This is a genomic window from Massilia sp. METH4, assembly GCF_037094685.1.
Classification (GTDB): Bacteria; Pseudomonadota; Gammaproteobacteria; order Burkholderiales; family Burkholderiaceae_D; genus Rugamonas.
The window spans coordinates 2,356,419-2,376,620 of record NZ_CP146614.1; the positions used below are offsets into that span (position 1 = coordinate 2,356,419).

At 64.7% G+C, this 20,202-nt stretch carries 20 protein-coding genes; 12 read left to right on the forward strand and 8 right to left on the reverse strand.

The annotated features are described in order from the left end of the window. Positions 1-84: 84 nt before the first annotated feature. Both V6Z91_RS10435 and V6Z91_RS10440 read left to right on the forward strand, forming a co-directional pair. The gene (locus V6Z91_RS10435; RefSeq protein ID WP_338770093.1) at positions 85-936 is read left to right on the forward strand and encodes an MOSC N-terminal beta barrel domain-containing protein; all 852 of its coding nucleotides are present in this window, start codon (positions 85-87) and stop codon (positions 934-936) included. Between the two features lie 11 nt (positions 937-947). After that, positions 948-2,048, forward strand: coding sequence for a DUF484 family protein (locus tag V6Z91_RS10440; protein ID WP_338770095.1), 1,101 nt, complete (start codon positions 948-950; stop codon positions 2,046-2,048). Between the two features lie 182 nt (positions 2,049-2,230). Here the strand turns inward: V6Z91_RS10440 and V6Z91_RS10445 are convergent, their stop codons facing one another. Both V6Z91_RS10445 and V6Z91_RS10450 read right to left on the reverse strand, forming a co-directional pair. Next, positions 2,231-2,560 (reverse strand): YnfA family protein, encoded by a 330-nt coding sequence (locus V6Z91_RS10445; protein WP_338770097.1) that lies wholly within the window; start codon positions 2,558-2,560, stop codon positions 2,231-2,233. 2 nt (positions 2,561-2,562) lie between these two features. Beyond that, positions 2,563-4,536 (reverse strand): monovalent cation:proton antiporter-2 (CPA2) family protein, encoded by a 1,974-nt coding sequence (locus V6Z91_RS10450; protein ID WP_338770099.1) that lies wholly within the window; start codon positions 4,534-4,536, stop codon positions 2,563-2,565. A 106-nt stretch (positions 4,537-4,642) separates the two neighbouring features. Between V6Z91_RS10450 and V6Z91_RS10455 the strand changes: the two genes are divergently transcribed. From V6Z91_RS10455 to V6Z91_RS10495, 9 genes are all read left to right on the forward strand, one after another. Next, entirely contained in the window at positions 4,643-5,665 is a 1,023-nt protein-coding gene (locus V6Z91_RS10455; protein ID WP_338770102.1) for a KpsF/GutQ family sugar-phosphate isomerase, read from the forward strand. 1 nt (position 5,666) lies between these two features. Continuing rightward, positions 5,667-6,206 carry an HAD family hydrolase gene (locus V6Z91_RS10460; RefSeq protein ID WP_338770105.1) on the forward strand — a complete coding sequence of 180 codons (540 nt, stop codon included), beginning with the start codon at positions 5,667-5,669 and terminating at the stop codon, positions 6,204-6,206. A 17-nt stretch (positions 6,207-6,223) separates the two neighbouring features. Beyond that, a complete protein-coding gene (gene lptC, locus V6Z91_RS10465; protein WP_338770108.1) occupies positions 6,224-6,817 on the forward strand; it encodes an LPS export ABC transporter periplasmic protein LptC in 594 nt (197 codons plus the stop codon). A gap of 17 nt (positions 6,818-6,834) precedes the next feature. Beyond that, complete coding sequence (gene lptA / locus V6Z91_RS10470) at positions 6,835-7,419, forward strand: lipopolysaccharide transport periplasmic protein LptA (RefSeq protein WP_338770111.1); 585 nt, start codon at positions 6,835-6,837, stop codon at positions 7,417-7,419. Continuing rightward, positions 7,419-8,177 (forward strand): LPS export ABC transporter ATP-binding protein, encoded by a 759-nt coding sequence (gene lptB, locus V6Z91_RS10475; protein WP_338770114.1) that lies wholly within the window; start codon positions 7,419-7,421, stop codon positions 8,175-8,177. Before lptA ends, lptB begins: the two co-directional genes overlap by 1 nt. Positions 8,178-8,227: 50 nt before the next feature. Next, complete coding sequence (locus V6Z91_RS10480; protein ID WP_338770118.1) at positions 8,228-9,697, forward strand: RNA polymerase factor sigma-54; 1,470 nt, start codon at positions 8,228-8,230, stop codon at positions 9,695-9,697. A 100-nt stretch (positions 9,698-9,797) separates the two neighbouring features. Further along, on the forward strand, positions 9,798-10,154 hold the full coding sequence (gene raiA, locus V6Z91_RS10485; protein WP_338770121.1) for a ribosome-associated translation inhibitor RaiA: 357 nt from the start codon (positions 9,798-9,800) through the stop codon (positions 10,152-10,154). 133 nt (positions 10,155-10,287) lie between these two features. Then, positions 10,288-11,370: an enoyl-CoA hydratase/isomerase family protein gene (locus V6Z91_RS10490; RefSeq protein WP_338770123.1), complete on the forward strand. Its 1,083-nt coding sequence runs from the start codon at positions 10,288-10,290 to the stop codon at positions 11,368-11,370. Positions 11,371-11,377: 7 nt separating this feature from the next. Further along, positions 11,378-12,355 (forward strand): amidohydrolase family protein, encoded by a 978-nt coding sequence (locus V6Z91_RS10495; protein WP_338770125.1) that lies wholly within the window; start codon positions 11,378-11,380, stop codon positions 12,353-12,355. Between the two features lie 96 nt (positions 12,356-12,451). Here V6Z91_RS10495 and rapZ read toward each other — a convergent pair whose 3' ends face one another. The 6 genes from rapZ to ilvA form a co-directional block, all read right to left on the reverse strand. Next, positions 12,452-13,315 carry an RNase adapter RapZ gene (gene rapZ / locus V6Z91_RS10500; RefSeq protein ID WP_338770127.1) on the reverse strand — a complete coding sequence of 288 codons (864 nt, stop codon included), beginning with the start codon at positions 13,313-13,315 and terminating at the stop codon, positions 12,452-12,454. Between the two features lie 42 nt (positions 13,316-13,357). Further along, positions 13,358-14,611 (reverse strand): cation:proton antiporter, encoded by a 1,254-nt coding sequence (locus tag V6Z91_RS10505; protein ID WP_338770129.1) that lies wholly within the window; start codon positions 14,609-14,611, stop codon positions 13,358-13,360. Between the two features lie 430 nt (positions 14,612-15,041). Then, the gene (gene hprK, locus V6Z91_RS10510) at positions 15,042-15,977 is read right to left on the reverse strand and encodes an HPr(Ser) kinase/phosphatase (RefSeq protein WP_338770132.1); all 936 of its coding nucleotides are present in this window, start codon (positions 15,975-15,977) and stop codon (positions 15,042-15,044) included. A gap of 35 nt (positions 15,978-16,012) precedes the next feature. After that, positions 16,013-16,495 carry a PTS sugar transporter subunit IIA gene (locus tag V6Z91_RS10515; protein ID WP_130186458.1) on the reverse strand — a complete coding sequence of 161 codons (483 nt, stop codon included), beginning with the start codon at positions 16,493-16,495 and terminating at the stop codon, positions 16,013-16,015. A 317-nt stretch (positions 16,496-16,812) separates the two neighbouring features. Then, positions 16,813-17,646: an NADPH-dependent 7-cyano-7-deazaguanine reductase QueF gene (gene queF, locus V6Z91_RS10520; RefSeq protein WP_338770137.1), complete on the reverse strand. Its 834-nt coding sequence runs from the start codon at positions 17,644-17,646 to the stop codon at positions 16,813-16,815. Positions 17,647-17,802: 156 nt separating this feature from the next. Next, the gene (ilvA, locus tag V6Z91_RS10525; protein ID WP_338770141.1) at positions 17,803-19,335 is read right to left on the reverse strand and encodes a threonine ammonia-lyase, biosynthetic; all 1,533 of its coding nucleotides are present in this window, start codon (positions 19,333-19,335) and stop codon (positions 17,803-17,805) included. 256 nt (positions 19,336-19,591) lie between these two features. Between ilvA and V6Z91_RS10530 the strand changes: the two genes are divergently transcribed. Further along, on the forward strand, positions 19,592-20,086 hold the full coding sequence (locus V6Z91_RS10530) for a YqaA family protein (protein ID WP_338770143.1): 495 nt from the start codon (positions 19,592-19,594) through the stop codon (positions 20,084-20,086). The last annotated feature ends 116 nt before the right edge of the window (positions 20,087-20,202 follow it).

Consider the following 20,202-nt stretch of genomic DNA (forward strand, 5'->3'; position numbering starts at 1 on the left):
GGGCGAACACCCCGGCGGGCGCGATTTACCTGCGCCCGCTTTGCTGCCATACTGCGCCTCAAGCGAAACTCATGGCGGCTGTCGATGGCGATCCTGTCCGAAATCACCCTGTACCCGATCAAGTCCTGCGGCGGCATTGCGCTGCGCTCGGCCACGCTCACGCGTGCCGGCCTGATGTCCGAGCGCATCTATGACCGTGAATGGATGGTCGTGGATGCGGGCGGCCATTGCCTGACCCAGCGCGAGCACCCGAAAATGGCGCTGATCGCGCCGCGCATCAAGCTCGATACGCTGGAGTTGCGCGCACCGGGCATGTTGCGCCTCGAGATCCCGCTTGGCCTGCCCGATCCCGACACCGCGCCCACCCTCACGGTGCAGGTGTGGGACCACACGCTGCAAGCCTATGACTGCGACGAGCTGACCGCCGCCTGGTTCAGCAACTACCTGGGCGTGCCGTGCCGGCTGGTGCGCTTCCACCCGAACGCGCTGCGCCTGTCGAACATGAAATGGACGGGCGGCGTGGAAGCACCCACGCTGTTTTCCGACGGCTACCCGGTGCTCGTCATCGGCGCCGAATCCCTGCGCGACCTGAACGGGCGGCTGGAGAAGGCCGGCCGCTCGCCGCTGCCGATGAACCGTTTTCGACCCAACCTCGTCTTCGAAGGCATCGGCGCCTACGAGGAAGATTACGTGGCCGCGTTCCGTGCCGGCGGCGCGGTGCTCAAGCCCGTAAAACCGTGCCCGCGCTGCCCCATGCCCTCGATCGACCAGGCCACCGGCGAGTTCGGCCCCGACCCGCTCGACATCCTGCAAGCCTACCGTGCCAAGCCGGAAGTGGAGGGCGGCATCTGCTTCGGCATGAACAATATCCTGCTCGAAGGCGATGGCGAGACAGTCCGCCTGGGCCAGGAAGTGGAAGCCGAACTGGCTTTCTGAACAGGCAGCCGATGACCGATTTGCCCGACGACCTGGCGGCCGAAAACCGCGCGCTGCGCGAGCGCATGGCCTGGATGCTGGAACAGGCCGAGCGCAACCACGCCATCATGATGCGCCACCAGGCATTCGACCTGGAGATCGTGGGCGCCACCAGCTTCCCCGAACTAATCGGCAGCATCTTCCGCACGCTGCCGGCGATCTCGGAACTGGAAAGCGTCACCCTGTCCCTCGTCGACGAGGGAGCGGATATCCGCACGGTGATGGAAAGGCTGGGCGTCGATTTCGCCGCCTTCCCCGACCTGCTGTTCGTGGCGGGCAGCGGCCAGCTCGGGCTGGAGCCGGCGCCGCGGCCGCGCCTCGGCAGCTTCGATGCCGCGCGCGACAGCCGGCACTTTCCGGGCGCGACTGCGTTGCAGAGCGTGGCCGTCGTGCCGCTGCTGCGCAACAAGCGCGTGATCGGCACGCTGAACCTGGGCAGCGCCGATCCTGCGCGCTTCACGCCCAGCCTGGGCACCGATTTCGTCGAGCACATGGCTTCGATCATTGCGATCTGCCTGGAAAACGTGATCAGCAACGAGATGCTCAAGTACATCGGGCTGACCGATTCCCTCACCGGCGTATACAACCGCCGCTACCTGGACCGGCGCCTGCTCGAGGAAATCGCGCGCGCGCGTCGCCAGCGCTACGACCTGTCGTTCATGTACATCGACATCGACCACTTCAAGCGCATCAACGACACGCTGGGCCACCAGGGCGGCGATGAGGTGCTGCGCGAAGTGGCCGCCCGCATCAAGGCCGAGCTGCGCCTGTCCGACGCGCTGGCCCGCTTCGGCGGCGAGGAATTCGTGGTGCTGCTGATCGACGCGGACCTGGACAGCGCCGCCTTCGTGGCCGAGCGTATCCGCGCCGGCATCTCGAGCGCCATGATCGACCTGCCGGGCAGCCTGAAGGTGTCGATCACGGGCTCGATCGGCGTGGCCAGCCTGTCCGGCACGGCCGCCGACGGCAGCGCGGAAACGGCGGCGCGCGAACTGATCGCCCAGGCCGACGAGGCGCTGTACCAGGCCAAGGCGGGTGGGCGCGACCGGGTGGTGCGCTACGCGGGAGCCTGACTTCTCCTGGCCGCTCTGGCGCCGGCGCGTCCGCGTCTCGCACGGCGCCCAGCGACAGCCCAGGCATGTGCGTGGTGCTCCTGGATCGTTAAATGGCCGAGGGCAAACGCGTCGCCGCCCAGCGGTCTACGGGCTGATGCTGCTGCGGCAAACGAAGGCACTGCACGTATCGCACTATCGTGTCAGCCCCGCGGCTGCAGGGCAATGACCGCCATGCCACCGAGCGCCAGCGCGGCGCCGGCCACGTCCCAGCGCGTCAGCGCGATGCCATCTACGAAGCGCAGCCACAGCAAAGCCACGGCGATGTACATGCCGCCATAGGCAGCGTAGGTCCGTCCAGCGGCGGTAGGATGCAGCGTCAACAGCCAGGCAAAGAGCGCCAGCGAGGCGGCGGCCGGCACCAGCAGCCAGGGAGAACGGCCATCCTTGAGCACCAGCCAGGGCAGGTAGCAGCCCACGATCTCGGCCAGCGCGGTGACCGCGAACAGGAGCGACAGGCGCAGCGTCTCCACCGTCAGCCCAGCAGCATCTGTTCGGCGCGCGCGACGGCCTGCGCATTGCCGCGCAGGACGACCACGTCGCCCGCTTCCAGCACCATGTCGGCCGAGGCATCGAGTCTCTCGCGACCGCGCCGGATCGCCATGAGCTCCGCGCCGTCCACGTCGATCTCGCCCACGGCGCGGCCCACGCACTGGGCCGCATCGGTCAGCCGCACCGTGTGCAGGCGCGTCGTTTCGGTATCGTCGCCCACGTCGCTGATGCCGTGGAAGTAGCCGCGCAGCGAGGCGTAGCGCTCTTCCCGGGCGGCCTGCACGCGGTGCACGACCTTGCGCAGCGGCACGCCCAGCATCACCAGCGCGTGCGAGGCGAGCATCAGGCTGCCCTCCATCAGTTCCGGTACCACCTCGGCGGCGCCGGCCGCCTTCAGGCGGTCCAGGTCGGAGTCGTCGTGGCTGCGCACGATCACCGGCAGCGTGGGCGCCAGCTCGTGCACCAGGTGCAGCACCTTCAGCGCCGACGGGGTGCTGGCATATGTGATCACCAGCGCGCTGGCGCGGTAGATGCCGGCCGCCACCAGGCTTTCGCGGCGCGCCGCGTCGCCGTAGCTCACGTTGGCGCCGGCCGAGCGGGCTTCCTGCACGCGGGTCGGGTCGAGGTCCAGCGCATGGTAGGCGATGCCTTCTTCCGCCAGCAGGGTGGCCAGGCTCTGGCCGCTGCGGCCGAAGCCGGCCACGATCACGTGCTGTTGCGTGGCCATGGTGCGGGCCGCCAGCTGCGTGAGGTTCAGCGACTGCATCATCCATTCGTTGCTGGCGAATTTCAGCACCAGCTTGTCCGAATGCTCGATCAGGAACGGGGCGGCCAGCATCGACAGCACCATCGACGCCAGTACCACCTGGATCACGAACGGGTCGACCAGCTCCATGCCGCCCACGACGTTGAGCAGCACGAAGCCGAACTCACCCGCCTGTGCCAGCGCCAGGCCGGTGCGCATCGATACGCCGTCCGAGGCGCCGAACAGCTTGGCCAGGCCGGCGATCAGCGCGAACTTCATCAGCACCGGGAAGACCAGCAGCGCCAGCACCAGCCACCAGTTTTCCAGCACCACGCGCACGTTCAGCAGCATGCCGATGGTGATGAAGAACAGGCCGAGCAGCACGTCGCGGAACGGCTTGATGTCTTCCTCGACCTGGTGCTTGTATTCCGTTTCTGAGATCAGCATCCCGGCCACGAAGGCACCCAGCGCCAGCGACAGGCCGGCGCGCTCGGTGAGCCAGGCCGCCGCCAGCGTCACCAGCAGCAGGTTCAGCATGAACAGTTCCTGCGAGCGGCGCTTGACCACCACGGTGAACCAGGCGCGCATCAGCTTCTGGCCGAACACCAGCAGCAGCACCAGCACCAGCACGGCCTTGACTGCGGCCCAGCCCAGCGTGACCAGCAGGTTGTCCGGGTTCTTCGCCAGCGCGGGGATCAGGATCAGCAGGGGTACCACGGCGATATCCTGGAACAGCAGGATGCCGATGATCTTGCGGCCGTGTTCCGATTCCAGCTCCAGCCGCTCCGTGAGCATCTTGACCACGATCGCCGTCGAGGACATCGCCAGCGCGCCGCCCAGCGCGAACGCCGCCTGCCAGGAGATGTTGATCCACGGCGGCAGCGCGCTGGCGACCAGCCAGCCGAAAGCCATCGTGGCGACGATCGTGAGCACCACCTGGGCCATGCCCAGGCCGAACACGTCGCTGCGCATCGACCTCAATTTCGGCAGCGAGAATTCGAGGCCGATCGAAAACATCAGGAACACCACGCCGAATTCGGCCAGTGCGTGGGTGGCATGGCTTTCTTCGGCGAGCCCCAGCGCGTGCGGGCCGATCAGGATGCCCACGGCCAGGTAGCCGAGCATGGGCGGCAGGTGCAGCATGCGGAAGGCGACGACGCCCAGCACCGCGCTGCCCAGCAGGAGCAGGGTCAGTTCAAGGGGGGAGAACACGGGAGTGTCCCTGGGAAGCCGATGGAATCGAGTGGATGCTGCGCGGTTGCGGAGTTTGTAACATCTGGCAAGTTTTTTGCTTTCCCAATTCGGCTATACTTTCGGCATGAGTGTAACCCATGAAAAAACAATGCTGAAAGCTTTTGATGCAACAACCGCAAGCCGCGCGCTGAAGCTGGCGCGCGAGACCCTGCAAATCGAGGCGGACGCGCTGACCGCCCTGCATGACCGCCTGGCCACGGACGAAAGCGTTGGCAAGGCCGTGTCGCTGCTGCTGAACTGCAAGGGCCGCGTTGTCGTGTCCGGCATCGGCAAGTCCGGCCATATTGGCCGCAAGATCGCCGCCACGCTGGCATCGACCGGCACCCCGGCGCTGTTCGTGCACCCGGCCGAAGCGGCGCACGGCGACCTGGGCATGGTGACCCCGGAGGACGCTTTCATCGCGATCTCGTATTCCGGCGAGAGCACCGAGCTGATGGCGATCCTGCCCGTGGTCAAGCGCATGGGTGGCGTGGTGATCTCCATGACGGGCAAGCCCGAATCGAGCCTGGCGAAGCTGGCGGACGTGCACCTGGACGTGTCGGTGGCCAAGGAGGCGTGCCCGATGAACCTGGCGCCCACCGCATCGACCACGGTTACGCTGGCGCTGGGCGACGCGATCGCCGTCGCGCTCCTGGACCTGCGCGGTTTCAAGGAAGAGGATTTCGCCCGCTCGCACCCCGGCGGCGCGCTGGGCCGCCGCCTGCTGACGCATGTGCGCGACATCATGCGCCAGGGCGACGCGATCCCGGCCGTCACGGCCGACACGCGGCTGCCGGACGCGCTGATGCAGATCACGCAAAAAGGCATGGGCATGACGGCCGTGGTCGATGCACAATACCGGCCGGTGGGCGTGTTCACCGACGGCGACCTGCGCCGCATGATCGACAAGGTGCAGGACTTTTCGAAAGTCGTGATCGGCGACGTGATGCATGCCAATCCCCGCACCATCGGGCCGGACAAGCTGGCCGTCGATGCGGTGGCCGTGATGGAAGAGTACCGCATCAACCAGATGCTGGTGGTGGATGAAGACGGCAAGCTGGTCGGCGCGCTGCACATCCATGACCTGACGCGCGCAAAGGTGATCTGACATGAGTATTCAATATGACGCGGCCGTCGTCGAACGGGCCGCGAAGGTCAGGCTGTTCATTTTCGACGTCGACGGCGTGCTGACCGACGGCGGCCTGCACTACGGCGCCGAAGGCGAGGCGTTCAAGACGTTCAACGTGCAGGACGGCCTGGGCATCAAGCTGTTGCAGGAAGCGGGCATCCTCACCGGCATCATCAGCGCGCGCCGTTCGCCGCAGGTGACGGCGCGCGCCAAGGACCTGGCGATCGAATTCGTGCACCAGGGCGGGCATGACAAGCTCACGCCGTTCAAGGCGCTGCTGGCCCAGCTGAACCTTTCCGAGGAGCAGGTGGGGTTCATCGGCGACGACGTGGTCGATCTACCCATCCTGTCGCGCGTCGGTTTCGCCGTGGCGGTGCCGAACGCGCGCCCGGAAGTGCTCACGCGCGTGCATCACGTGACGGAAAACCGTGGCGGCCATGGCGCCGTGCGCGAAGTGTGCGAATTCGTGATGCGTGCGCAAGGCAGTTACGAGCGCGTGATGGCCCAGTTCCTGGGCTGACGTTTCAAGGAGAAGCCATGCGCAACCAGCGAACCGCCCACCGCTACCGGCTGTCGATCGGCATGATGCTCGCGCTGTTCGGCGCGCTGGGCTCGTTCTGGCTCGTCCAGATGATGGATCGGGCCGGCGGAGAAATGGAGGCGGGCATCAAGGTCGACGAGCCGGATTACATCGTGGAGCGCTTCTCGTTCGTGCGCATGACGAAGACCGGCCAGCCCAGCTACATCATTTCAGGCGACAAGCTGACGCACCGGCCGTCCGACGATTCGTCGGAGGTCGAGAAGCCGGTGGTGCGCAGCCTGTCGGGCGACAAGCCGCCGATGGACATCCGCGCCGAGCGTGCCCGCGTTGACCAGGACAATGCGCGCGTGACGTTGACGAAGAACGTGAACATCCACCGCGCCGCCGCGCCGAACGCACGGGACATGACGCTGACGACGGAAAAGCTGACGATTTATCCCGACGAGGACCGCATGGAAACGGACCAGCCGGTGCGGATGCAGAGCGGCGGCGCCACCGCCACCGGCGTGGGCATGCAGGCCAACAATGCCACCCGCCAGTTGCAGCTGGGGCGCGGCACGATCGTGTATCCACCCCGGGCGCGGCAATAGACAAATAGGAATCGAAGATGAAGAAACTCATACTGTCGGCGTTACTGCTGCTGGGAGCGGCGGGGTTCGCGGCGGCCGAGAAGGCCGACTCGTACAAGCCCACGGAAATCAACTACGGCCGCCTGGACGCGGACGACGTCAAGCAGGTGTACACCTTCACCGGCGACGTGACGCTCACCCGCGGCACGCTGCGCATGAAGGCCGACAAGGCGGTGGTGACCTACACGCCGGACGGCTACCAGCTGGCCACCCTGACCGGCGGCGGCAAGAAGGTGACCTTCCGCCAGAAGCGCGACGGCGAGGGCGACCAGTGGATGGAAGGCGAGGCCGACCGCATCGAATACGATGAAAAGGGCGAGCTGGTGAAGATGTATTCGAAGGCGAAAATCCGCCGCCTCGAAGGCAGCAAGCCGAGCGACGAGGTCGAGGGCGAATTCATCTCCTACGACAGCCGCCGCGAATTCTTCAGCGTGCGCAATACCAGCACGGGTAACGACAAGCCGGGCGCGGGCCGCGGCACGATGGTGATCCAGCCGAAACGCACGGCGCCGCCGCCGGCCGGCACCACCCAACCGCCGGCCGCGCCGGCAGCGGGGGACTGATGGACGGAGCGCAACAGAATTGCAGCACGCTGATCGTGCGTGGCTTGCAAAAGAGCTATGGCAAGCGGCAGGTGGTGCACGACGTGTCTTTGCAGCTGGCGTGCGGCGAAGTGGTGGGCCTGCTGGGTCCGAACGGCGCGGGCAAGACCACGTCGTTCTACATGATCGTGGGCCTCGTCGCCTCGGACGCCGGCACCATCGACCTCGACGGTACCGACATCTCGACGCTGCCGATCCACAAGCGCGCCACGCTCGGCCTGTCCTACCTGCCGCAGGAAGCCTCCGTGTTCCGCAAGCTGACGGTGGAGGACAATATCCGTGCCGTGCTGGAGATCCAGAAGGTCAATGGCAAGGCCTTGCCGAAGGCCGACATCGATGCGCGGCTGAACGCGCTGCTGGCCGACCTGCAGATCGAGAAGCTGCGCGAGAACACGGCGCTGTCGCTGTCCGGCGGCGAGCGGCGCCGCGTGGAAATCGCCCGCGCGCTGGCCACCAACCCGCGTTTCGTGCTGCTCGACGAGCCGTTCGCCGGCGTGGACCCGATCGCGGTGATCGAAATCCAGCGCATCGTGCGCTTCCTGAAGGAGCGTGGCATCGGCGTATTGATCACGGATCACAACGTGCGCGAAACGCTGGGCATCTGCGACCGGGCGTATATCATCAATCAGGGCAGCGTACTGGCTTCCGGCCGGCCGGACGACATCATTGCCGACGAATCCGTGCGCCGCGTTTATCTGGGTGAACATTTCCGCATGTGATCCACCATTTCCAGCCCTTGAACGCAGCCCTTGAACGTTATTGATCAGCCATGAAACAGTCTTTGCAACTGCGCACTTCCCAGCATCTCGCGCTGACGCCGCAACTGCAGCAGTCGATCCGGCTGCTGCAATTGTCCACGCTGGAGCTGCACCAGGAACTGGAACAGCTGCTGACCGATAACCCCCTGCTCGAGCGGCTCGACGATCCGCTCGACCGCTCGGTGCGCCTGCTGGCCGATGGCGCGATCAATACCTCGCAGGGCGGCACCGAGGCGCCGCCGGAGGGCGGCCCGGCGCACGACGCGCCGGCCGCGCCGGAACCGGAGGCGTATGACGGCGGCGATGGCGAAGGGCTGGCCACCGGCGACCTCGACTGGGGCAGCGCCGGCAGCGGCAAGGGCCCGGACGACGACGATGCCCGCCCGCAGCTGGAAGCGAGCCACCGCAGCCTGCGCGAGCACCTGATGGAGCAGATGCGCGTCACGGTCCTCGAATCCCGCGATCGCGCCCTGGTGGAACTGATCATCGACGCGCTGGACGACAACGGCTATCTCGAAGAGAGCCTGGAAGAGATCCATGAACGCTTGCCGGAAGAGCTGGAAATCGAGATCGACGAGTTGCGCACGGCCCTGAAACTGCTGCAGAGCTTCGACCCGCCCGGCATCGGCGCCCGCAACGCCTCCGAATGCCTGGCGCTGCAGATCCGGCGCATGCCGAACGTGCCGCTGGTGACCCGCCGCATGGCGCTGTGCATCGTCGAAAAACACCTGCAATGGTTCGCCCAGCGCGACTTCAACAAGCTCAAGAAGGCGCTCGATTGCGATGACGAAGACTTGCGAGAGGCGCAGGCCGTGATTCGCCAATGCAATCCGCATCCGGGCGCCGCCTTCGCACCCGACGTGTCAGACTATGTGGTACCGGACGTGGTGGTGAAGAAAGGACGCAACGGCTGGGTCGTCACACTGAACAACGACGTGATGCCGCGCCTGCGTGTCAATGCGCTGTATGCCAGCCTGCTCAAGCAGGGCAAGGGCGAATCGCAGATGAGCGCCCAGTTGCAGGAAGCCAAGTGGCTCATCAAGAACATGCGCCAGCGCTTCGACACCATCCTCCGCGTGGCCCAGGCCATCGTCGAGCGGCAGAAGAACTTTTTCTCGCATGGCGCTGTGGCAATGAGGCCCCTTGTGTTGCGCGAGATTGCTGATACACTGGGCCTGCACGAGAGCACTATCTCTCGGGTAACAACTCAAAAATACATGCTGACCCCTCACGGCATGTTTGAGTTGAAGTACTTTTTTGGCAGCCATGTCGCAACCGAAGCTGGTGGGGAAGCTTCCTCGACTGCGATCAGGGCGCTGATTGTGCAATTCACAGGAGCCGAAGACCCGAAGAACCCTTTATCCGACAGTAAGATTGCGGACATGCTGGGTGAACAAGGCATGGTGATTGCACGGCGCACCGTCGCCAAGTATCGCGAAGCATTGAAAATCCCTCCAGTCAGCCTCCGCAAGTCTTTGTAGTCACTCTTTGCTTTTCATGCAGTGCATGGGTTCCTCTGCGCCGCCGTCTTGATTGGTGGAGACCGCACGAACCTGTAAATATTTCTTTAGGAGTGTGTGTATGAATCTGACTATCAGTGGACACCATATCGACGTTACCCCTGCCATTCGCGAGTATGTGCAGAACAAGCTGGAACGCGTTAGACGCCATTTCGATCAGCTGATCGATGTAAGTGTGATCCTGAGTGTAGATAATCTCACCGAGAAAGAAAAAAGGCAGAAGGCGGAAATCAATCTGCGCATGTCGGGCAAAACGGTATTCGTCGAAAGCGTCGCGCAAGACTTGTATGCGGCCATCGACACGCTGATCGACAAGCTGGACCGCCAGGTCATGAAGCACAAGGATAAAGTGCAGAACCACAATCACGAAACCATCAAGCACCTGAGCGAGAGCGAGATCCCCGCGTCGCCCGCATAACGACGGGCGCAGGTCTGCTGCAACAAAAGGGCGCGCGATGCGCCCTTTGTTATGTCAGCACTGAAGGATTTATGCCACACCCTTCGCATCCATGGCTAGAATGAGGCCAATAACGACAACGATGCGAGACACCATGACCGACCACGTCCATACGAAGGTGCGCAACGGCACCGGCTTCATCACACTCGACCGTCCCAAGGCATTGAACTCGCTGTCGCTCGACATGATCCGGACGATCACGGGCACGCTGCTGTCCTGGCGCGACGACGATGACATTGCCGCCGTCGTCATCCGCAGCACTACCGAGAAGGCCTTGTGCGCGGGCGGCGATATCCGCTTCTTCCATGCCGCCGGCAGCGCCACGCCGCAGGGCGGCAGTGCCCAGATCGAGGATTTCTTCACCGAGGAATATGCGCTGAACTATGTCGTGCACTGCTTCCCCAAACCGTATGTCGCCGTGATGGATGGCGTGGTGATGGGCGGCGGCATGGGCATTGCGCAGGGCGGCCCGCAATGCGGCGTGCGCGTGGTGACGGACCGCACGCGCCTGGCGATGCCCGAGGTAAACATCGGCCTGTTCCCCGACGTGGGCGGCAGCTACTTCCTGTCGCGCGCGCCCGGCAAGCTCGGCATTTACCTGGCGTTGACCGCCGTCACGATCGGCGCGGCCGATGCGCTGTATTGCAAGCTGGCGGACCATTACGTGCCCGCGCCCGAGCTGCCACTGCTGGCCGACCTGGTCGGTTCCACGGCCGGCGCCGGCCTGCGCGAGGCGGTCGCCATGTTCGCCCGCCCGCTGCGCGAGGAAGCGGGCCCGTCGGAATTGCAGGCGCACCGCGCACTGATCGACGACCATTTCTCGCAGCATTCCGTGCTGGACATCGTCGCCTCGCTGCGCCGCGACGATCACCCGTTCGCGCAGAAGACACTGGCCGCGATGGAACGCCGCTCGCCGCTGATGATGCGCGTCACGCTCGAGATGATCCGGCGCGGCGCCACGATGGGCATTGCCGACTGCCTGCGCATGGAACGCAACCTGGTGCGACGCACCTTCGAGCACGGCGAGGTGATCGAAGGCGCGCGCGCGCTCGTCATCGATAAGGACCATGCGCCGCGCTGGAATCCACCCACGCTGGAAGCGGTGACGGACGAGATGGTGGCGCGCTTCTTTGAGCCGGCCTGGCCTTCGTGGGCCCATCCGTTGCGGCACCTGTGAGGCCGTCTTGGACCGCCGCGCATTCCTGACATGGACCGCCGCTGCGCTGGCGCTGCCGGCTCGCGCCGACGAGGCCGCCGAGCCGGTGCTGCTGGTAGACCACCACCAGCACCTGTTCAGCCCGGCAATGGCGCGGCTGCTCGACACGGGCGCGGGCGGACCGCCCGCGATCGCGGGGAAGGACGTGATCGCGCTGCTCGACACCGCCGGCATCCGGCGCGCCGCGCTGCTGTCCGTGGCCTATGTGTGGGGCAGCCCGGCGCGCAAGATCGACGACGAGTACACCAAGGTGCGCGCCGAGAACGACTTCAACGGCGCGCAGGCGGCGCTGTACCCGGACCGGCTGCGCGCGTTCTGCAGCTTCAATCCGCTGAAGAATTACGCGCTGGAAGAACTGGAACGGTGCGCGGCGCTGCCCGACCTGAAGCATGGCATCAAACTACACTTCGGCAATTCAGACGTGCAGCTGGACGTGCCCGAGCATGTGGCGCGCCTGCGGCAGGTGTTCGCCGCGGCCAATGCGAAGAAGATGGCGATCGTCGTGCACATGCGCGCGTCGGTGTCGAAGCGGCGCCCGTACGGCGCCGCGCAGGCACGCATCTTCCTGGATGAGCTGCTACCCGCCGCGCCGGACGTGACGGTACAGGTGGCCCACCTCGCCGGCACCGGCCCCGGCTATGACGATCCACCGTCCGACGAGGCGGTGGGGGTACTGGCCGAAGCCGTGGCCGCGCATGATGCGCGTACGAAACGGTTGTGGTTCGACGTGGCCACCATGGCCAATCCTGAGATCACGCCGCCGCAGCGGGAAAAGCTGGCCCGGCGCATCCGCCAGATCGGTGCGGACCGGGTGCTGTTCGGCTCTGACGCGGCGGCCGGCAAGAACCTGCGGCCGCGCGAGAGCTGGGCCGCCTTCCGGCAGCTGCCGTTGACGGAGGCGGAGTTCAAGCGAATTGCGGGGAATGTGGCGCCGTACATGAGGTAGCGGCTTGAGGGTGAACGCTGCGGCGAGGGGACCACTTGGTGTCAGGCACCTTTTTCTTCCAGAAAAAGGTGCCTGACACCGGTTTTCCTACGCCAACTAACTTTGTTCCCTATGCCTTAGCACCACCCGCTCCGTCGGATTGAAATGCCGCGCCAGCCGCTCCGCCATGTAGACGGAGCGATGCTGCCCGCCCGTGCACCCGATGGCTACCGTCAGGTAACTGCGATTGTCGCTCTTGAATGCGGGCAGCCATTTCTCGATGAATGCGCGGATGTCGGCGAACATTTCCTCGGCACTCGGCTGGGCGTCGAGGAAGGCGATCACGGGGGCGTCCCGGCCGTTCAAGGGACGCAGGGCCAGGTCGTAGTAGGGATTCGGGATCGCGCGCACGTCGAAGACGAAGTCGGCATCCTGCGGCACGCCCACCTTGAACGCGAACGATTCGAAGAACAGCGTCAGCGGGGCGTTCTCGCTTTCGACGAGTTCCTTGATCCACGCGCGCAGCTTGTTAGCCGAGATTTCCGACGTGTCGATCACATGCCCCAGCTGCTCGATCGCGGAGAGGCGTTCCCGTTCCTCGCCGATGCACTCGATCAGCGTGCGCCGCGCGGCCGGATTCTGGCCGGGGCGGAGTTCATGCGACAGGGGGTGGCTGCGGCGCGTTTCCGAGAAACGGGCAACGAGCGAATGGGTATTCGCGGTGAGGAACATGATCTTCACGTCATGCCCCAGTTCGCGCAGCTTGCGCACGTCTCCCGGCAGGCTCGCCAGCGACGCGGCACTGCGCGCATCCACCGCCACGGCCAGCGCGGCCGTGCCTTCCTCGGCCAGTGTGGCGACGAGGTTGGCCAGCAGGGCTGGCGGCAGGTTATCCACGCAGTAGTAGCCGGTGTCTTCGAGAACGTTCAGGGCCACCGATTTGCCCGAGCCGGAAATGCCGGTAATGAGAACGATACGCATGCGCGCATGATACCTGAAAACGCGGCTGGCACGATGGGCGCTTCAACGCCGCCAGAAACGGTCGAGCAAAGGTGTCACGCTGGTGCCATGCACCACGATCGACAGCATGATGACGGCGATGGTGATGCTCGTCAGGCTGCGCGCCAGCGGTTCCGGCAAGCCATGGTTGATCGCATACATCAGGTAGTACAGCGAGCCGATGCCGCGCACGCCGAACCAGGCAATGATCGCCCGGCCCTCCGTATTGCCGGGACGGAGCACGAGCAGCACGCTGAGCGGCCGGGCCACGAGGAACAGGAACAGCGCGGTGGCCCAGCCGCGCCAGTCGGCGTACCAGTCCACGGCAGCGCCCCCGAGCAGCAGCACGAGCGTCAGCTCGGACAGGCGCTCCAGGTGTTCCTTGAACAGCAGCGAGTTCGCCGAAATGGTGTCCTGCGCCGGTGCGATGCCGTTCCCGGTCTGCACCGTCTTGCCGATGCGTGCCGCCAGGGTCAGCTCCGCCTGGCGCAGCGCGACGCCGGCCGCGAACACGGCAAGGAAGCCCCAGGCGCCGGCCGCGACCGCCAAACCATACGAGACGGCGATGAGGCCCAGTCCCATCAAGTCGTCAAGGACTTCGTGGCCGGGCCGGTAGAGGCGCAGCCTGTGGCTGAGCCGCGCAAGACCTGCGCCGCAGGCACCGCCGATCGCGATGCCGCCGACCGTTCCCCACAGCACCTCCAGGCCCAGCCAGTGCAGGCCGTATGGCCCCAGGTCGTGCAGGCCGAGCAAGCCCAGGCCGAGCATCACGAACGGGAAAGCGCTGCCGTCATTCATGCCCGCCTCGCAGCTCAGTGCGAAGCGCAGCGGGTCCTTGTCGCCGGCGTGGCGCAGCTGGACGTCGCTGGCGAGCACCGGGTCGGTGGGGGCCAGAGTCGCCCCCAGCAGGACGCCAACCCCGAGCGGCAAGCCCAGCACGTAGTAGCAGAACAGGGTGATGAGGAGGACCGAGATCGCCATCGCCAGCCACGCCAGGCGGATCGGTGGCATCCAGCGCCGCCGCGTGACCGGCACAGGCATCTTGATGCCCGCCGAGAACAGCGAAATCAGCACGGCCACCTCGGTCAGCACCTCGAGCAGCGGTGCTTCCGCGATGGGGTCGTAGGAAAAAATATGCAAGCCGAGCGGCCCCAGCACCAGGCCGACGGCCAGGTAGATCATCGCGGAGGTGAAGGGGAGGTGGGCGATCGGCGTTCCCCACAGTCCGCGTGCCAGCATCAGGAGGCCGATCAGCAGGAACCACTGGTAAGTCGCCATGGGGGGAACCGGAAGCCGAAGGCCCGATGTTAGCGGGTGTCACCCCGGCGTGGCGCCAGCGAGGCATCTGCCTTGCGACGCTGCACACGAGCCTCGCAAGGCAGATCGTCTTGGCAGCAGGTCAGGCGCCAGGCTCGGACCAGGCCGTGGTGTCAGGCCGTGGTGTCGGACACGTTTTTCCGGGCATTATCCGGAAAAAGGTGTACGACACCGGTTGTCCGACGATGCATCAAGGGAGAACCGGTGTCGTACACCATTTCCTGCGGAAATGGTGTACGACACCAAGCCCGACGTTGCGATGAAGGGGACTTCAGTCCCCGCTCATTGCCTGCCGTTGGTGGAGCAGGAATTCGCCGAGCCTGCTCGGCGCTGGGGAACGGTGCCCGCTTGTAAGCGGGCACTCCTTGGCAACGTTGCGATGAAGGGGACTTCAGTCCCCGCTCATTGCCTGCCGTTGCCGCTCCATGAACTCCTGCAAGGTATCGATACCGCGCAGCTGCAGGATGGTATTGCGCACGGCCGCCTCCAGCAGCACGGCGATGTTGCGGCCGGCCGCGACGGGGATCACGACCTTGCGGATCGGCAGGCCCAGCACGTCTTCCGTCGGGAACTGGAAGGGCAGGCGCTCCACTTCTTCCTCGAGCGCCGAGCGGCGCACGAGGTGGACGATCAACTTCAGGCGCATCTTGCGGCGCACGGCCGTTTCGCCGAAGATTGCCTTGATGTCCAGCAGGCCCAGGCCGCGCACTTCGAGCAGGTTCTGCAGCAGGGGCGGGCAACGGCCCTCGATCATGTTCGGCGCGATGCGGGAAAATTCGACCGCGTCGTCCGCCACCAGGCCGTGGCTGCGCGAAATCAGTTCCAGCCCCAGCTCGCTCTTGCCGAGCCCGGAATCGCCGGTGATCAGCACGCCGACCCCGAGCACGTCCATGAACACGCCGTGCATGATGATGCGCTGCGCCAGCTTCTTCGACAGGTACACGCGCAGGAAGTCGATCACCTGCGCGGCGGGCAGCGGCGTGGAGAACAGGGGGATGTTCTTTTCATCGCAGATCGCAAGGATGTCCGGCGGCGTTTCCAGTCCCTGCGCCACGATCAGCGCCGGCGGGCCACCGGCGATCAGCTCGCCGATCACATGGGCCCGGGTGAGCGCCTTCAGCCGGTGGTAATAATTGATTTCCTGGTGGCCGAACACCTGGATGCGGCCCGGGTGGATCGTGTTCAGGTGGCCCACCTGGTCGGCGGCCGAAGCGGCGTCACCGGAGATCGTGCGCTCGCCGCCGGGAAAGCCCGCGAACCAGCCCAGTTGCAGAGATTCCCGATTGTCGTCGTACAGGCGCTGGATCGTCAGGGGGCTTTGCAGCATGGGCTGTTCTTATTGGATGGAAACGCGGAGCCCGTTCAGCCGGCGGCCTGCAGGCTGGGCTGCCAGTTGACGATGCGGCGATGCACGGAACGGGGATCGGGATCGGTGGACAGCGCCTGGCGGAATGCATCGTCCGAGAACATTTCCGCGATCTCGGAAAGGATTTCCAGGTGCTGCTGCGTCACGTGATCGGGGATCAGCAGGAAGAACAGCAGGTTCACCGGCTTGCCGTCCGGCGATTCGAACGGAATCGGTTCGGCCAGCCGCACGAACGCTGCCAGCGGCGATTTCAGGCTTTTCGCCCCCTTGACCCGGCCGTGCGGCACGGCGACACCATGGCCCAACCCCGTCGAACCCAGCCGTTCACGGGCAAACAGATTGTCCGAAACGGTCGAGCGGGCGATACCGCAATTGTTCTCGAAGATCAGGCCTGCTTGCTCGAAAGCGCGCTTCTTGCTGGAGACTTCCAGGTCCAGTTGAACGTTCTCGGGCGAAAGGATTTTACTCAGGTTGTTCATAACGCGACGTAATTGGTGCGGCGCACAAAGATGGCTGGCGAGCAGAATTATAGGCCTCTTTCCGTGCCGTGTAACCCGAAATTGCTCGGACCGGGAACGGCGCCGCGCCGCCGGTCGACCCACCTTGCACGCGCTGGAATGTAGCCGACATGGCAAGCGATGCTCCAGGCGCTATTTCCACGTTCAAACAAATGGGAGCGCCGCTTATTCGCTCGTGCAAACCCTGTTTAGCCAATTATTGCGCGTTTCGGCCGAACGCGCTGCGGGGAAGCTGAAGCTGAGCATACTTTCACAATGGATACTTTGTGATGGCTCAATTATTGTCGTGCGTTGCGTAAATTCGACGGCCTTCCAGCCTTCGTGAAGTTGCTGCGCCAGGGATTGATGTCGAGGCCGCCACGGCGGGTATACCGGGCATAGACCGTCAGGTGCGAAGGTTTGCATTCGCGCATGATGTCCACGAAGATCCGCTCCACGCACTGCTCGTGGAACTCGTTGTGCTCGCGAAAGCCGATCAGGTATTTCAGCAGGCTTTCCTGGTCGATCTGCGGTCCGGCATAGCTGATCTGCACGCTGCCCCAGTCCGGCTGGCCCGTGACGAGGCAGTTCGATTTCAGGAGGTGCGACACGAGCGTTTCCTCGACGGGCGCTTCCTCGAAATTGGCCTTCAGGATCGTGGGCTGCGGCGAGTAATTGTCGACTTCGATATCGAGGCGGTCCAGCAGCAGGCCTTCCAGCTCGCCCATCTCCAGCTTGCCGAAATCTTCCTGCATCGTCAGCACCACGTGCACGTTCGCGCCGGTGGCGGCCGACAGGTCCTGTTGCAGCAGGTCGCGCAGCGCTTCCGGTCCACCCAGCCGCGTCTGGTTAAACGAATTCAGGTACAGCTTGAAGGACTTGGACTCGATGATGTTCGGCGAGTCGGCCGGCACCGTGAAGCGCGCCACGGCCACCTGCGGCTTGCCGCGCATGTTCAGCCACGACAGTTCGTAGGCATTCCAGATATCGACGCCGAAGAAGGGCAGCGTGCCCGAAAGGCCGAGCTCGTCGCGCTTGCCGACGCGGGGAATCGGAAACAGCAGCTCCGGCGCGTAGTCGGTGCGGTAAGCGGAGTTCTTGCCGAGTGGAGATTGTTCGGGAGAGTTCGACATGGCAGGCCTTCAAAACGGGACAGCCTGCCATGGTAGCGGAAAACGACAACCGGTGACAGGCACCGGCTTTTTTGAAATATTCCCGAAACCCGGTGACAGGCACCCGGTTTTTTTGAAACATTTACAGAAACCTGGTCCCTGGGGGATGCTCGGCGATTACAGGAACAGCTTGTAGACCGGATTGTGCGTCTCGTCCCAGTACCGGTAGCCCAGCGTGGCGAGGAACTTGCCGAACTCTTCCATCTCTTCCGGCGGGACTTGCAGCCCGATCAGGATGCGGCCCACGTCGCCGCCTTGCGAGCGGTAGTGGCACAGCGAGATGTTCCAGTTCGGCGCCATGCTGTCCAGGAAGCGCATCAGCGCGCCCGGGCGCTCGGGGAACTCGAAGCGGTACAGCAGTTCGTCGCGCGCCAGTGCGCTCTTGCCGCCGACCAGGTGGCGCAGGTGCGACTTGGCCAGTTCGTCATGCGTCAGGTCCAGCGTCTTGAAATCGTGTTCCTCGAAACGGCGCGCCAGCGCGCTCGATTCGCCGCGGTCGGCGATCTGCACGCCGACGAACACATGGGCCTGTTCCTGGTCGCTGATGCGGTAGTTGAACTCGGTCACGTTGCGCGGGCCGATCAGCGAGCAGAAGCGCTTGAAGCTGCCGCGCTGTTCGGCCATCGTCACGGCGAACACGGCTTCGCGGAATTCGCCCAGCTCGGCGCGCTCGGCCACGAAGCGCAGCCGGTCGAAGTTCATGTTCGCGCCGGACGTGATCGTGATCAGCGTCGCGTTCTGGATCGGGTTCTTGGTGAGCGCGGCGCGCTCGACGTAGGCCTTGGCACCGGCCACGGCCAGGGCGCCGGAAGGCTCGAGGATCGAGCGCGTATCGGTGAACACGTCCTTGATGGCCGCGCAGATCGCGTCGGTGTCCACGATGATCACATCATCCACGTACTGCTGCGCGAGGCGGAAGGTTTCCTCGCCAACCAGGCGCACAGCGGTGCCGTCGGCGAACAGGCCCACGTCCGGCAAGGTGACGCGCTCGCCGGCCTTCAGGCTGCGGGCCATCGCGTCGGCATCGAACGTTTCGACGCCGATGATCTTGATGTCGGGGCGGATCTGCTTGATGTAGGCGGCCACGCCGGAGATCAGGCCGCCGCCGCCGATCGCCACGAACACGGCATGGATGGGGCCGGAATGCTGGCGCAGGATCTCCAGGCCGATCGTGCCCTGGCCGGCGATCACGTCCGGATCGTCGAACGGGTGCACGAACGTGAGCTTCTGTTCCTGTTCCAGCGTGAGGGCATGGTGGTATGCATCGGTGTACGACTCGCCGTGCAGCACCACTTCCACGTTGTCGCCGCCGCGCGCCTTCGCCGCCTGGATCTTCACGAGCGGGGTAGTGGTCGGCATCACGATGACGGCGCGGCAACCCATGCGTGCGGCGGACAGGGCCACGCCCTGCGCATGGTTGCCGGCCGAGGCGCAGATCACGCCGCGCTTCAACTGCGCATCCGACAGGTGGGCCATCTTGTTGTAGGCGCCGCGGATCTTGAAGCTGAAAACGTCCTGAATATCCTCGCGCTTGAAGTAAATTCGGTTCTGGTAGCGCTGCGACAGGGTCGGCGCCAGCTCCAGCGGCGTTTCATGGGCAACGTCGTAGACGCGCGCGGTAAGGATCTTCTTCAGGTAGTCGGTAGTCATGGTCTTCGAACGGAGTGAATCCTGGCGGATGGCGGATGCGTGGCCTTGGCGACGGGTGACCGGAAGGGTTGCCGAAAGCTGCGCGAATAGAAACAGGATCGCATGGGTGGACGCGCCTGTTCATTCGTGCGGTATTGACAGGGGTCGAAACATTATAATGGCAAGCCTGAGCGCTTCGGCAAAACTTCATGTCATTACGCAAATTGACCCCGAACGATTCGCTTCCCCATCATCGACTCCGCATGATCGAAACCGCATGATCGAAAATGCCATTGCCTGGCTGCTGGCGTTCCTGGCGGCGCCGGAAGTGGGGTTGACGTCCGTCTTCATCATCGCCTTCGTTTCCGCGACCCTCGTTCCGCTCGGTTCCGAACCGGCCGTCTTTGCCGTTTGCAAGGCCAATCCCGACATGTTCTGGCCCGCCATCCTGGTGGCCACGTGCGGCAATACGCTGGGCGGCATCGTCGATTACTGGATGGGCTATTACGCAAAGGAAGCGTTCGCGAAGGAGCGCGCAAGCCGCTGGTTCGGCTGGCTGTCGCACTACGGCGCGAAGACGATGCTGCTGTCCTGGGTGCCCGCCATCGGCGATCCGCTGTGCACCCTGGGTGGCTGGCTGAAGCTGCCGTTCTGGCCCGCTGTCGGCTATATGGCAATCGGCAAGTTCGCCCGTTACCTGACGATGACGGCCGCGCTGCTGTACATTCCGGACGGTTTTTGGCGCTCCCTGGCGCAGGCGCTGGGTGGTTGAAACACTACACTTTATTTTCCCCCACCGGAATCAGCGCATTTTTTTGACGTTTAGACATGCTCGGACCGCATCGATTTCGTCATTTCCTGCTGTCAACCAAATAATATCTTGTCACT